Genomic DNA, 13608 nt, shown 5'->3' on the forward strand with positions numbered 1-13608 from the left:
ACCCTACAAGGTCAGGTGATGTCGTCGTAACCGTTCAGCCGGTGCGGACGGGAGGCGTCCGGCTCACCGGACGCCTGCTCGGGCAGCGCCCGGCGCGACGTCCCGACCGGCTCCACCGCTCCGACGGCCTCGGGAGTCAGGTCCAGGTGGGAGGCCTCGTCGTCGTCGAGCGCGGCGTCGGGGTTGTTGCGGTCGCGCCGCTTGTCGTTCAGGAGCGAGATGCCGACGGCGACGAAGTAGAGGACGGCGAGCGGTCCGGCGAGGAGGAGCATCGAGATGGGCTCGCCGCCGGGGGTGGCGATGGCCGCGAAGGCGGTGAGGCCGACGATCATGCCGCGCCACCAGTGCAGCATCCGGGCTCCGGTGAGGACCCCGGTCATGTTGAGGGCGACGAGCAGCAGCGGCAGTTCGAAGGCCAGGCCGAAGACGATCACCATGCGGGTGATCAGGTCGAGGAAGTCGTCGAGCGGCAGCAGGTTCTTCACGTTGTCCGGCGTGAAGCCGAGCATGATCTGGGCGGTCTGCGGCAGGATCGCGTACGCCAGGTAGGCGCCGGCGACGAACAGCGGGACGCCCGCGGCGACGAACCCGAGCGAGTAGCGCTTCTCCTGCTGGTGCAGTCCGGGAGCGACGAAGGCCCACAGCTGGTAGAGCCAGACGGGAGTGGCGGCGAGCACGCCCGCCATGAGGGAGACCTTCAGCGCGATGGTGAAGGGCGAGAGCAGGCCGTTGGTGGTCATCTCCGCGCACGGACGGCCGTTGACCATCGTGATCGCGCCGTTCTTGCAGCCGACCGAGTCGAGGATCGGCTTCATCAGGAACTCGAAGATCTCCTTCTGGAAGAACGCCGCGACGACGACCGCGACGACGATCGCCAGCACGGCCTTCAGCAGCCGGTTACGCAGCTCACGCAGGTGATCGAGGAGAGGCATCCGCCCCTCGTCGTCCTTCTCCTGCTTGCGGGCAGACTTGAGCAACCCACTTCCCTCGTCTCGTGCGGCGGCTGTCGGCGGAGAGCGTCGGCTGTCAGCTGTGGGTGGTGGGCTTGGCGTCGCCGACCGGGCGGGAGCTGGAGACGTCGCCCGGGGCGGCCTGGATGGTGCGCGCGGTGGTGGGCTGCGGAGGCGTCGGGTCCGCGACGGTCTCCGTCGCGGGCGTGGCGGCCGCCGCGTCGTCCTTCTTCATCGCCTTGGCCTCGCTCTTGAGGATGCGGGCCGACTTGCCGAGCGAACGCGCCATGTCAGGAAGCTTCTTGGCACCGAAGAGCAGCAGGATGACGGCGATGATCAGAACGATCTCTAGGGGCTTCAGATTGCCGATCATGTGCGACTTCCTTCTCACTGAGACGGCTGGTGGGGCGGGCTCGCTACCCGTTCGACCGGGCGTTCGTCCGATCTTCTCGCTGGCAGCGATCGTAACCCGCGGGGGTAAACGCGAGGCAATCCCCGTGCGTACTCCGGCTTGCGACCCGCACCTGCCTGCCTGGGCCGACTCCAGCAGCGTACCCCCCGGCACCGCGGAACATCAGGCCGTGACGTCGCTAGCGCAGGGCGTCTCCGGTGGCCGCCAGGTGCGTCGCCGCCCGTTCGAGGTCTTCGGCGGCACGGTTGATGCGCTGTGTCGTGGCCGAGACCTGGCGGCTGAGCCGGCGGGCCTCGACGAAGACCTTGACGGCGAGCACGCCGAGTACGGCGGTGCCCAGGAATCCGAGGGCGACGGCGAGCATGGGCCAGAACATGGGACGGGGCCTCTTCCTGTGGTGCCGGGGGCGTCCCGTCGGCCGCGCCGGAGCCCGGTCCGGTCGACGGGTCGCCTCCTACGGGGTGTGCAGGCGCAGTGTCCGTACGCCGCCGCCGGTGAGCAGCTCGACGATGCGCTCCCCGGCGGGCCTGCGGACCGAGGCGCCGCACTCGGGGCAGGTGAAGGCGTAGAAGGTGGTGCGGCTGGTGGCGCCGATCGCCAGGCGCAGTGCGGTCGCCGCCAGCTCGAAGCGGCCCCGGCAGGCGGAGCAGGCGGCGCGGAACCGTACCGCCGCGGGCGCCGGGATCACGACCGGGCCGGTGCCGGCGGCCGGATTCGGGTACGTCCGGTTCATCACGTCTCCGTATCCCCGGATCGGGCCTCGTCGTAGGCGGCCAGTGCCTCGCGGGCCGCGCGGCGGGCACTGTCCGCCAGCTCGGGCGGCGTGACGATGCGGCCCTCGCCGCCGAGGCGCAGGGCCAGGCGGCGCAGCGAGGCCGGGTCCGGGGTGCGCAGGGTGATGCGCAGCCCGCCGTCGGGCAGTTCCTCGGCGCTGTCGTGCGGGTAGTACTCGGCGACCCACCGGCCACCGGGTCCGACCTCGACGACGACCTCGGGGTCCTCGGCCGAGGGCTGGACCAGTCCCTCCGAGAGGTCGCGGAGCTCCAGCTCGGGCGGCGCGGAGGGCGCGTCGAGCAGCCGGATCTCGGCGACCCGGTCCAGCCGGAAGGTCCGGCGGGCCTCGGAGAGCCGGCACCAGCCCTCCATGTAGGTGTGGCCGACGGCGAACAGCCTGATCGGGTCGACCTCGCGCTCGGTCAGCTCGTCGCGGGCGGGCGAGTAGTAGCGCAGCCAGAGCCTGCGCCGTTCGGAGATGGCCCGGTCGACGTCGGCGAAGACGCCGCCCTCCGATTCGAAGGTCACCGAGAGGCGGGAACTGGCCGCGCCGGACTCGCCGGCGGCGGTCTCCAGCTTGGCGGTCGCGCGGACCAGCGCGAGCCGGTCGCTCTCGCGCAGGCCGGGCAGGGTCGCCACGGCGCGCGCCGCGACGAGGAGCGCGGTGGCCTCGTCGGCGGCGAGGCGCAGCGGTTCGGCGACGTCGTCCGGGTTGTGCCACCAGATCCGGTCGCCGTCGGTGTCGATGTCCAGCAGGTCGCCGCCGCGGAAGCTCGTTCCGCACATGGGCAGCACGTCGAGGTCGGAGATCAGCTCGTCCTCGGTGATCCCGAACGCCCGCGCCACGTCCTGGACGTGTGCGCCGGGGCGCTCGCGCAGGTAGGTCACCAGGGAGAGCATCCGGCGGGTCTGGTCGATCGCGTTCGTGGCCATCGCTGTCGTCCCCTAGTCCTTGGCGACGGCGCGCAGCCGGTCCACCACATCGGCCCGCAGATCGGCGGGTTCCTCCACGACGACGTCCGGTCCGAACTCGACGAGCCACGCGTCCAGCCCGTGCCCGTACGGGATCTCCAGCTCGTCCCAGCCGTCGCCCCGGTCGCGTACGGAGACGGCGCGGGAGCGCAGCGGGTAGCCGGATCCGGCGCGCAGCCTGATCCGGGCGGTGCGGGTGGCGGTCTCACCGGCCCAGCTCTCGACGGTCTCGCGCACCGTGACCGCGTCGGGCACCTCGGCGGTGAAGGCCGTGGCGCGGGAGCGGACCTGGCCGGTGATGCGGGAGATCCGGAAGACCCGCTCGGCGCGCCGTTCCCGGTCCCAGCCGGCCAGGTACCAGTGGCCGCGCCAGCATTCGAGGGTCCAGGGTTCGACCTGGCGCTGCTCGGCGCGGGCGGAGTTGGCCTTGCGGTAGTCGAAGGTGACCGGGCGGCGGTCGCGGCAGGCCAGCATCAGGGGTTCGAAGGCGGCCTCGTGGACGGGGATGCGCGGTTCCAGCGCGCTGTGCACCTCGTACGCGTCCTCGGCCTCGGGCATGCCGGCGGCCCGCAGCTTCTGGAGGGCGCCGCTGGCCGCGCCGGCGAGCCGGGCCTGCTGCCAGACCTTGGCGGCGAGGCCGAGGGCGGCGGCCTCCTCGGCGTCCAGGGTGATGGGCGGCAGCCGGTTGCTGTCGCGGCGGGCCAGGTAGCCGGTGTCGCCGTCGAGGTTCTCCACGGTCTCGATGACCAGGCCGAGCTCGCGCAGGTCGTCCTTGTCGCGTTCGAACATCCGGTTGAAGGAGTCGTCGGAGCCCGCTTCGAGGTAGGCCTCGATGGAGCTGCGGAGCTCGCGCTTGCTGAGCGGGCGCCGGGTCCCCAGCAGGCACAGCGCGAGGTTCATCAGCCGCTCGGCCTTGGCAATCGCCATCGACGCCCTTTCTCTTGTGCTCTACGACCGTCGACCGTACCGCCCCGGGGTGGTCGGACCAAAGCGGGGCCGGGGCCGGACAGCGGCGAGGGCCCCCGCCGCGCGGCGGGGGCCCTCGGGCGGTCGTCGGGGAAGGTCAGACCGAGACCAGGTCGCAGACGAAGATCAGCGTCTCGCCGGGGGCGATGGCGCCGCCGGCGGCGCCGCGGTCGCCGTACGCGAGGCGGGCGGGGATGGTCAGCTGGCGACGGCCGCCGACCTTCATGCCCTGCACGCCCTGGTCCCAGCCGGAGATGACCTGACCGGCACCGAGCTGGAAGCGCAGCGGGGCGCCGCGGTTCCAGGAGGCGTCGAATTCCTCGCCGGTGGAGAAGGCCACGCCCACGTAGTGGACGGAGACGGTCTGGCCGGCCTGGGCCACCGGGCCCTCGCCCTCCCAGATGTCCTTGATCTCCAGGTCCGCCGGCGGCTCGCCGCCCGGGAAGTCGACCTCGGGCTTCTCGATGCTCACTGAACTGCTCCTCTAAATGATGAACGGGGCAACCGGGACAGTCTTACACCTTGGCGAGGACGTCCACGGCGAAGACCAGCGTGGAGTTCTTGGGGATGGTCTGCTGCGCCTGGTCGCCGAACGCCTGGTCCGGCGGGATGACGAGGAGGACGCGGCTGCCGACCTTCTTGCCGACCAGTCCGTTCTTCAGGCCCTTGAGGGTGACCTGGGAGAGCGGGAAGGTCTGGGTCTTGCCCTGCTCGTAGGTGCTGTCGAACTTCTTGGCGCCCTTCCAGATCAGTCCGACGTAGTTCACGACGACGCTGTCGGAATCCTTGATGACCGGGCCGTCGGACTCCAGCACGTAGTTGGAGACGAGCTTCTTCGGCGGGTCCGACTTCGGGATGGTGACCGTCGGGGCCTTGCCGTCCGTCTTGGTGCCGACCTTCGGCAGGTCGATGTCGTCCTGCGCGACCGCGCTGCCCTTGGCGGAGCTGGGGACCTGGGTGGCCTTCAGGATGTCGACGACGAAGACCAGCGTGGCGTTCGGCTTGATGTCGCCCTGGCCCTGCTCGCCGTAACCGAGGTCCGGCGGGATGACCAGCTCGACGCGGCTGCCGACCTTCTGACCGACGAGACCCTTGTCCCAGCCCTGGATGACCATGCCGGCCCCGAGCGTCAGGTCGAACGGCGTCTTGCGGTCGAAGCTGTTGTCGAACGGCTTGGTGGAGTCCCACGCCTGACCGAGGTAGTTGACCTGGATCGCGTCGCCGTTCTTGAGCTTCGCGCCGTCGCCCTCGCTGATGACCTCGGTCTTCAGTTCCTTGGGCGGGGCGCCTTCGCCCTTGGAGAGGGTGGGCTTCTCGCCGAACTTCGCGCCGGCCGTGATGGCGGGCACTCCGTTCTTGGACGAGGCGGAGTCGGAGGCCTTGTCGTCGCTGCCGCACGCCACTGCCGACAGCAGCAGGAGGGGGGCGACGAGAAGGCCGGCAATTCGGCGCACTGGTTCCTCAGATCTCAGGGGGCACGGTGGTCAAGTCCCGGAACACTCTAGGGCCTCCGCTTCCCCGGGACGTGTCGGCCGAGCGGCGTCGGCCCTGGGACCGTGAAGTCCGGGGGCCGACGCCGCTGGGCCGGGCGCGCGGCGGGTGTGGCCCGTCCGCCCGGGCGCTCACATGCCCGCGATGAGCTTCTCCACCCGCTCGTCGACGGAACGGAACGGGTCCTTGCACAGCACGGTGCGCTGCGCCTGGTCGTTGAGCTTGAGGTGGACCCAGTCGACGGTGAAGTCCCGCCGCTGCTCCTGAGCCCGGCGGATGAAGTCGCCGCGCAGCCGTGCCCGCGTCGTCTGCGGGGGCACCGACTTGCCCTCGAAGATCTTCAGGTCGTTGCAGATGCGGGCGGTCTGCCCCTTGCGCTCCAGGAGGTAGAACAGGCCCCGGCGACGGTGGATGTCGTGGTAGGCGAGGTCTATCTGGGCGACCCTCGGGTTCGACATGGTCATGTTGTGCTTGGCCCGGTAGCGCTCGATGAGCTTGTACTTCATGACCCAGTCGATCTCGGTGCCGATGCGGTCGAGGTCCTCGGCCTCGATCGCGTCCAGCGTGCGGCCCCACAGCTCCAGGACCTGGTCGACCGTGCCGGTGCGGATGCCCCGGCGCTCGACGAAGTCCACGGCCTTCTCGTAGTACTCCCGCTGGACCTCGATGGCCGAGGCCTCACGGCCGCTGGCCAGGCGCACCTTGCGCCGTCCGGTGGTGTCGTGGCTGACCTCGCGGATGGCCCGGATCGGGTTCTCCAGGGTGAGGTCGCGCATCACCGTGCCGGCCTCGATCATGCGGAGCACCAGGTCGGTGGCGCCGACCTTGAGCAGCATGGTCGTCTCGGACATGTTCGAGTCGCCGACGATGACGTGGAGGCGGCGGTACCGCTCCGCGTCGGCGTGCGGTTCGTCGCGGGTGTTGATGATCGGCCGGGAGCGGGTGGTCGCGGAGCTGACGCCCTCCCAGATGTGCTCGGCGCGCTGGCTGACGCAGTAGACGGCTCCGCGCGGGGTCTGGAGCACCTTGCCGGCGCCGCAGATCAGCTGCCTGGTGACGAGGAAGGGGATGAGGATATCCGCGAGCCGGGAGAATTCTCCGTGCCGGGCCACGAGGTAGTTCTCATGGCATCCGTAGGAGTTGCCCGCCGAGTCGGTGTTGTTCTTGAAGAGATAGACGTCGCCCGCGATTCCCTCCTCGTGCAGGCGGCGTTCGGCGTCGACGAGGAGTCCTTCGAGAATGCGCTCCCCGGCCTTGTCGTGCGTGACCAGTTCGGTCACGTTGTCGCATTCGGGTGTTGCGTATTCCGGATGCGATCCCACGTCGAGGTAGAGGCGGGCGCCGTTCCGCAGAAAGACATTGCTGCTGCGGCCCCATGACACGACACGGCGGAAGAGGTAGCGCGCCACTTCGTCAGGTGACAGTCGGCGCTGTCCCCTGAACGTGCACGTGACGCCGTACTCGTTCTCCAGCCCGAAAATGCGGCGGTCCATGACTGAACATTACGCCTCGGGGGCTGTGCTGAAACCGGGTTCGACGGCACCGTTTCGATCATTTTCCGATTTCACCGCGGCGCCGGGCGTACGGCGGGGAGCCGCGAGGACCCTTCCGGTGGCCAGCAGGACGGCCAGCGCCGCCGCTCCGCCGGCCCCCGCGACGCCGAAGCTCCACGCGGTGGAGCCCAGCTCGACGGCCGGTCCCGCCGCGGCCGTTCCGGCCGCCGCGCCCACTCCGAAGGTGGTCACCAGCCAGGAGAACGCCTCGGTGACCGTGCCGCGCGGGGCGTGCCGGTCCACCACGATGAACGAGCACGCGATGGCCGGGGCGAGGAAGACGCCGGCGAGGGCGGCGAGCGCCGTCATGGCGGGGACCGGCGGAGTGAGCGCCAGCGGCAGGTAGCCGAGGGCGAGGAGCGCGACGATGACGCGCAACTGCCTCTCGGGCGGCGCGGCCCACCGGCGCGCCCCGTAGCCGAGGCCGCCGATCAGGGCTCCGAGGCCCAGCGCGGCCATCAGCCAGCCGTAGACCGCCTCCCGGCCGTGGTCGTCCGCGTAGGCGACGCCGGCCACGGTGATCGAGCCGAGCGCCAGGCCGACGAAGAAGAACGCGCCGAGCAGGACGCGGAGTCCGGGCGAGCGCAGAGCGCCGAGCCAGTGCGCCTCGCGGGGCGCGGAGCGCCAGGTGCGCGACGGCTCGGACAGGACGACGGACAGCGCGCCGAGTACGCCGACGGCGTTGACGACGAGCAGCGCGGCGGCCGGGGACCACAGCGCGACCAGGGCCGTCACCAGCAGCGGCCCGACGGTGAACATCACCTCCTGCGCCACGGCGTCCAGGGCGTAGGCCCGGTGCACCCGGTCCTCGCGCTCCAGGACGCTCGGCCACAGGGCTCGCAGCCCGCCCTCCAGCGGCGGTGTGGCGAGTCCGGCGACGGCGACGGCGACGGCGGCCTGCGGGAGCGAGCCGAGGCCGGTGAGCGCCAGCAGGGACATGGCGAGCGCGGAGAGGACGGCGGCGGGCAGTTGGACGCGCGGCTGGCCGTACAGGTCCACGGCGCGGCCCAGCAGCGGCTGCCCGACGGCGGTGGCGAGCCCGTACACGGCGGCCAGGGCCCCGGCCAGGGTGTAGCTGCCGCCCTCGGCCCGGGTGAACAGCACGAGGGCGATGTGCGCCGTGCCGTTGGGCAGCCGCCCCACCAGGGTGCCCGCCAGCAGCCGGGCGGCGTGCCGCGCCCGGAGGACGTCCAGATATCCCACGGCCATGTCCCGCCCCTTTCCCCCGGACGGGCTGCCGACCCCGAGGTTTTACGTATAACGTCGAGGTTCATACGTACCATGTCGGCAGTCCGGGGTCCACCTCGCGGACGTCCGGAGACATCCCGCACGGAGGCCCGAGTGACCAGCGCGCAGCAGCCCGTTCCCGCCCGGCCCACCAGCCGTGACGTGGCGCGGGCGGCGGGTGTCTCGCAGGCGACGGTCTCGCTGGTGCTCGGCGGCAAGTGGACCGGGCGGGTGTCCGGGACCACGGCCGAACGCGTCCGGCGCAGCGCGGCCGAGCTGGGCTACCGGCCCAACCTCGCGGCGCGCAGTCTGCGGCTCGGCCGCACCCGGACCGCCCTGCTCGTCGTGCCCGCGCTCACCAACGAGTTCTTCGCCCGGGTCTACACCGGGGCCGCCGCCGTGGCCGCCCGGCACGAGTTCGGCGTGGTGCTCTACCCGTCGCCGGACGGCACCGGCCCGGCCCGCGACCCCTTCGCCTCTGCCCGCGCGGCACTCGACGGCGTGATCGCGTCCTCGATGGCCGCCGACGCCCTCGACGACCTGCACGGGGCCGAGCTGCCGCTGGTGATGCTGGACAGCGACCCGGCGGGCCCCGGAGCCGCCGCGTACGTGAACCTGGACATCCCCGGCGGCATGCGCCAGGTGGCGGACCACCTGCTGGACCTCGGCCACCGGCGCTTCCTGCACCTGGCGTCGGCCGTGGACACCTGGACGTTCTCGGTCCGCGCGCGGGCACTGCTGGAGCGGGTGGGCGGGACGCCGGACGCCTCCGTGCGCACGGTACGGGCCCCGCTCGACGTGAGCGCCGGACGCGAGGCCGCCGAACGGGCGCTCGCCGACACGGCCGACCGGCCGACCGCCATCGTCTGCGACGACGACGTCCTGGCGGCGGGGGCCTGCAAGGCGGCCCGCCGGCTGGGGCTGCGGGTGCCCGACGACCTCTCGGTCACCGGTTTCGACGATCTGGCCCTCGCCACAGCCGTCGAGCCGGAGCTGACCACGGTGCAGCTGCCCGCCGAGCAGGTCGGCGAGCGGGGTATGGCGGCCCTGCTCGCCGTGCTGGACGGCCGGCCCGTGGAACGGGGCAGCCTGCCCGTCCGGCTGGTCGTACGCGGCTCCACCGCGCCCCCGCCCGCCCGCCGGGTGTGACGACGCCCCTTCCGGGCTGCGGCCCGGAAGGGGTGTCGACGGCCTTCCCGCTCAGACAGTCCTCAGGGCGTGTCCCGCCCGTCGCCCCCGGCGTCGTCCGCGGTGCCGGTGGCGGAGTCGGGCGCGGTGCCGGTGGAGTCGGCGTCCTCCGTGTCCGACGGGGCGTCCGTCGGGGTGTTGTCCGCCGCGTCCGCGTCCAGCAGCCGGGCGAGCTGCCGTCCGATGATGCGCTTGAACTTGCGCTGCTGGGGCCGGGTACGGTCCAGGACCGCGACCTCCAGCCGCTCGGCGGGAATCTCGCGCTCCCCGCCGCCCGGCTCCCTCGACAGCGCCTGGACGGCCAGCTTGAGCGCCTCGGCGAGCGTCATGCCGTCGCGGTGGCGCTGGTCCAGGAAGGTGCTGATCTGCTCGGAGTTCCCGCCGACCGCGACCGAGCCGTGCTCGTCCACGATCGAACCGTCGTGCGGCAGCCGGTAGATCTGGTCGCCGTCGGCGGCGGCGCCCACCTCGGCCACCACCAGCTCCACCTCGTACGGCTTCTCGGCCGCGCTGGAGAAGATGGTGCCCAGGGTCTGCGCGTAGACGTTGGCCAGCCCGCGGGCCGTCACATCGTCGCGGTCGTAGGTGTATCCGCGCAGATCCGCGTAGCGGACACCGCCGATGCGCAGGTTCTCGTACTCGTTGTACTTGCCGGCGGCGGCGAAGCCGATCCGGTCGTAGATCTCGCTGAACTTGTGCAGCGCACGGGACGGGTTCTCGCCGACGAACACGATGCCGTCGGCATACTGCAGCACAACGAGGCTGCGACCACGGGCGATGCCCTTGCGGGCGTATTCCGCCCGGTCGGCCATGGCCTGCTGGGGTGAGACATAGAACGGCGTCGACACCGGCTATCCGTCCCTTTCTGTCAGTGACGAGTACATCTCGGAGGGCTCGGAGTCCGGATCAGAGCAGCGCGGCGCGCGGGCCGTCGGGCTGCTCCAGACGGCGCTCCAGGATGGAGCGCGCGATCTCGGCGGACTCCTGGTCGGTCAGCCTCCGGAAGCCTTCGTCGGTGATGACGGTGACGATCGGGTAGATGCGGCGGGCCACGTCCGGGCCGCCGGTCGCCGAGTCGTCGTCCGCGGCGTCGTACAGCGCCTGCACGACCAGGGTGAGGGCCTGCTCCTCCGTCAGGTCCTCGCGGTAGAGCTTCTTCATCGAGCCGCGGGCGAAGATCGACCCGGAGCCGGTGGCGGCGTAGCCGAGCTCCTCGGAGCGGCCTCCGGTGACGTCGTAGGAGAAGATGCGGCCCCTCTCCCGGTCGACGTCGTACCCGGCGAACAGAGGCACGACGGCCAGGCCCTGCATCGCCATGGCCAGATTGCTGCGGATCATGGTGGAGAGCCGGTTGGCCTTGCCCTCCAGGGAGAGCTGGGCGCCCTCGACCTTCTCGAAGTGCTCCAGCTCCAGCTGGAAGAGCTTGACCATCTCCACGGCCAGACCCGCGGTGCCGGCGATGCCCACCGCCGAGTACTCGTCGGCCGGGAAGACCTTCTCGATGTCGCGCTGCGCGATCATGTTGCCCATGGTGGCGCGCCGGTCGCCGGCCAGCACCACGCCGCCGGGGAAGGCCGCCGCGACGATGGTCGTCCCGTGCGGCGCCTCGATGGCCCCCTGCAGCGGCGGCAGGCTCCGGTTGCCCGGGAGCATCTGGGGCGACTGGTCCGACAGGAAGTCCATGAACGAGGACGAACCCGGCGTCAGGAAGGCAGCTGGTAGACGCCCGGTGCTACGAGTGTTGGCTTCCACGCGTTTCCCTCCAGGTATGCGATGGCCCTGCGCAAGACCGTCAGGATCATCCCCCAACGTGCCGATGGCCGGATTGCGGTTGAAGCGACGTATGCCACGGACCCTACCCGCCGTACGACGGTGATCCACATGTTCCGCGAAGGGATCTCGACGGATCCGGGCCCGCGGACCGATGGGCCGTCAGACGGAGGAGGCGGGGCGGCGGCGCAACCGTGGCGGACGCCGCCGCCCCGCATCCTCCGCGCGCTGCGGGCCCCCGGGACGCCGCTGGGCGTCCGCGGGCGCGACCTCCTACTCCCCGCCCTTCTGGACGAAGGAGCGCACGAAGTCCTCGGCGTTCTCCTCCAGGACGTCGTCGATCTCGTCCAGGACCGAGTCGACGTCGTCGCTCAGCTTCTCCTGGCGCTCCTTGAGGTCCTCGGACGCCTGCGCGTCCTGCGTCTGCTCCTCGGTCTCCTCGGTGGAACGCGTCGCCTTCTGCTGTCCGCCGCCGGTGTCCTTGGTCGCCATGTAGCTCACCCCGCTCGGTTCGAAGCATTCGAAGCACTTGATCAGACCCTACCCACGGGGTCCGACATCGGCCCGGCAGTTCTCACAACGTCCGGATGCCGTCTCCGTGTTTCCGTCCGGTCGATGATTCCCCGTCCGGAGACCTTTCAGCCGCCCGACAGCACCTGCACCAGCTCCTCCGCCGTACGGCAGCGGTCCAGCAGGTCCTTCACGTGCTCGCGCGTCCCGCGCAGCGGCTCCAGGGTGGGCACCCGCTGGAGGGAGTCGCGGTCGGGCAGGTCGAAGATGACCGAGTCCCAGGAGGCCGCCGCCACGTCGTCGGCGTACTGCTCCAGGCAGCGGCCCCGGAAGTAGGCCCTGGTGTCCTCCGGAGGCTTCGTACGGGCCCTGGTGACGTCGTCCTCGTCCAGGAGGCGCTTCATGCGGCCCCGGTCCACCAGACGGTTGTACAGCCCCTTGTCGGGCCGTACGTCGGCGTACTGGAGGTCGACCAGATGCAGCCGGGGCGCGTCCCAGTCCAGCGAGTCGCGGCGGCGGTAGCCCTCCATGAGCTCCCGCTTCGCGATCCAGTCCAGCTCCCCGGCCAGGCTCATCGGATCCGTCTCCAGCCGGTTGAGGGTGTCCTCCCAGCGGGCCAGGATGTCCTTGGTCTGCTCGTCGGCGTCCGCGCCGTACCGCTCGTCCACGTATTTGCGGGCCAGCTCGAAGTACTCCATCTGGAGCTGGACGGCGGTGAGTGTCCGGCCGCTGCGGAGTGTGATCAGCTCCCGGAGATCCGGATCGTGGGAGACCTGGTGCAGGGTGCGGACGGGCTGGTCGACGGCGAGGTCGACGGTGATGAAGGCGTCCTCGATCATGGCCAGGACCAGGGACGTCGTGCCGAGCTTGAGATAGGTAGAGATCTCCGAGAGGTTCGCGTCGCCGATGATCACATGGAGCCGGCGGTACTTCTCCGCGTCGGAGTGGGGCTCGTCGCGCGTGTTGATGATGGGCCGCTTGAGCGTGGTCTCCAGGCCGACCTCGACCTCGAAGTAGTCCGCGCGCTGGCTGATCTGGAACCCGTGCTCGGTGCCGTCCTGGCCGATGCCGACCCGGCCCGCGCCCGTGACGACCTGCCGGGAGACGAAGAACGGCGTCAGGTGGCGCACGATGTCCGAGAACGGGGTCTCCCGCTGCATCAGGTAGTTCTCGTGCGTGCCGTAGGAGGCGCCCTTGTTGTCGGTGTTGTTCTTGTAGAGGTGGATCGGCTGGGCCCCGGGGATGGCCGCCGCCCGCTCGGCCGCCTCCGCCATGATCCGTTCGCCGGCCTTGTCCCACAGCACCGCGTCGCGCGGATTGGTGATCTCCGGCGAGCTGTACTCGGGGTGCGCGTGGTCGACGTACAGCCTGGCCCCGTTGGTGAGGATGACATTGGCCAGGCCGATGTCCTCGTCGGTGAGCTGGCTGGAGTCGGCGGTCTCACGGGCGAGGTCGAAGCCTCGCGCGTCGCGCAGCGGATTCTCCTCCTCGAAGTCCCAGCGGGCGCGTCGGGCCCGGTGCATCGCCGCCGCGTACGCGTTGACGATCTGGGACGAGGTGAGCATGGCATTGGCGTTGGGGTGGCCGGGGACGGAGATCCCGTACTCGGTCTCGATGCCCATTACTCGCCGTACGGTCATGCGGCCCTCCTTGCCCGGCGTCCGACCCCTTCCGGAGCGACGCTCAAGTACCGCTGCTTGTCCGGTGCGTATGCGGTGCCCGTCCCCGCACTGCGCGACTCGGCGGTACCGCAGAGCCTAGAGCGCCTCTGCGCCGGTGGGGAGATCAATCACGA

Annotated in this window: 15 protein-coding genes and 1 pseudogene; 1 reads left to right on the plus strand and 15 read right to left on the minus strand. The window is 71.0% G+C overall.

Translation table 11 applies throughout. From position 1 onward, the window contains the following. Nucleotides 1-11: 11 nt before the first annotated feature. The 10 genes from tatC to EES43_RS04415 all read right to left on the minus strand — a co-directional run bounded on the left by tatC (nt 12) and on the right by EES43_RS04415 (nt 8327). Complete coding sequence (gene tatC, locus EES43_RS04370) at nt 12-977, minus strand: twin-arginine translocase subunit TatC (protein WP_124267450.1); 966 nt, start codon at nt 975-977, stop codon at nt 12-14. Between the two features lie 49 nt (nt 978-1026). Continuing rightward, a complete protein-coding gene (gene tatA, locus EES43_RS04375) occupies nt 1027-1323 on the minus strand; it encodes a Sec-independent protein translocase subunit TatA (protein WP_124267451.1) in 297 nt (98 codons plus the stop codon). Nucleotides 1324-1540: 217 nt separating this feature from the next. Continuing rightward, nucleotides 1541-1738, minus strand: coding sequence for a hypothetical protein (locus EES43_RS04380; protein ID WP_124267452.1), 198 nt, complete (start codon nt 1736-1738; stop codon nt 1541-1543). A gap of 78 nt (nt 1739-1816) precedes the next feature. Then, on the minus strand, nt 1817-2095 hold the full coding sequence (locus EES43_RS04385; protein ID WP_124267453.1) for a hypothetical protein: 279 nt from the start codon (nt 2093-2095) through the stop codon (nt 1817-1819). Further along, entirely contained in the window at nt 2095-3069 is a 975-nt protein-coding gene (locus tag EES43_RS04390) for a helix-turn-helix transcriptional regulator (RefSeq protein ID WP_124267454.1), read from the minus strand. The genes EES43_RS04385 and EES43_RS04390 overlap by 1 nt, the downstream gene beginning before the upstream one ends. Nucleotides 3070-3081: 12 nt before the next feature. Beyond that, nucleotides 3082-4035, minus strand: coding sequence for a helix-turn-helix transcriptional regulator (locus tag EES43_RS04395; protein WP_124267455.1), 954 nt, complete (start codon nt 4033-4035; stop codon nt 3082-3084). Nucleotides 4036-4171: 136 nt separating this feature from the next. Further along, nucleotides 4172-4546 (minus strand): FKBP-type peptidyl-prolyl cis-trans isomerase, encoded by a 375-nt coding sequence (locus EES43_RS04400; RefSeq protein WP_124267456.1) that lies wholly within the window; start codon nt 4544-4546, stop codon nt 4172-4174. Between the two features lie 43 nt (nt 4547-4589). Then, nucleotides 4590-5528, minus strand: a complete 939-nt coding sequence (locus EES43_RS04405) for an FKBP-type peptidyl-prolyl cis-trans isomerase (protein ID WP_124267457.1) — start codon at nt 5526-5528, stop codon at nt 4590-4592. 168 nt (nt 5529-5696) lie between these two features. Further along, a complete protein-coding gene (pafA, locus tag EES43_RS04410) occupies nt 5697-7058 on the minus strand; it encodes a Pup--protein ligase (protein ID WP_124267458.1) in 1362 nt (453 codons plus the stop codon). Between the two features lie 9 nt (nt 7059-7067). Beyond that, nucleotides 7068-8327, minus strand: a complete 1260-nt coding sequence (locus tag EES43_RS04415; protein ID WP_124267459.1) for an MFS transporter — start codon at nt 8325-8327, stop codon at nt 7068-7070. Nucleotides 8328-8459: 132 nt separating this feature from the next. On the opposite strand from EES43_RS04415, the gene EES43_RS04420 reads away from it, so the two are divergent. Further along, nucleotides 8460-9494 carry a LacI family DNA-binding transcriptional regulator gene (locus tag EES43_RS04420; protein WP_124267460.1) on the plus strand — a complete coding sequence of 345 codons (1035 nt, stop codon included), beginning with the start codon at nt 8460-8462 and terminating at the stop codon, nt 9492-9494. A gap of 62 nt (nt 9495-9556) precedes the next feature. On the opposite strand, the gene prcA is transcribed toward EES43_RS04420, so the two are convergent. The 5 genes and pseudogenes from prcA to dop all read right to left on the minus strand — a co-directional run bounded on the left by prcA (nt 9557) and on the right by dop (nt 13453). After that, nucleotides 9557-10381, minus strand: a complete 825-nt coding sequence (gene prcA / locus EES43_RS04425; protein WP_124267461.1) for a proteasome subunit alpha — start codon at nt 10379-10381, stop codon at nt 9557-9559. A gap of 58 nt (nt 10382-10439) precedes the next feature. Beyond that, nucleotides 10440-11285 (minus strand): proteasome subunit beta, encoded by an 846-nt coding sequence (prcB, locus tag EES43_RS04430; RefSeq protein ID WP_124267462.1) that lies wholly within the window; start codon nt 11283-11285, stop codon nt 10440-10442. Then, nucleotides 11237-11423: pseudogene (locus EES43_RS31125) on the minus strand (endonuclease domain-containing protein); the annotation flags it as partial. The pseudogene EES43_RS31125 and the gene prcB, both read right to left, overlap by 49 nt. Before the next feature lie 153 nt (nt 11424-11576). Beyond that, nucleotides 11577-11795: a ubiquitin-like protein Pup gene (locus EES43_RS04440; protein ID WP_124267463.1), complete on the minus strand. Its 219-nt coding sequence runs from the start codon at nt 11793-11795 to the stop codon at nt 11577-11579. Nucleotides 11796-11941: 146 nt separating this feature from the next. Next, entirely contained in the window at nt 11942-13453 is a 1512-nt protein-coding gene (gene dop, locus EES43_RS04445; protein WP_124267464.1) for a depupylase/deamidase Dop, read from the minus strand. Nucleotides 13454-13608: the final 155 nt, after the last annotated feature.

This window comes from Streptomyces sp. ADI96-02 (genome assembly GCF_003846185.1).
In the GTDB taxonomy this organism is placed as follows: Bacteria; Actinomycetota; Actinomycetes; order Streptomycetales; family Streptomycetaceae; genus Streptomyces.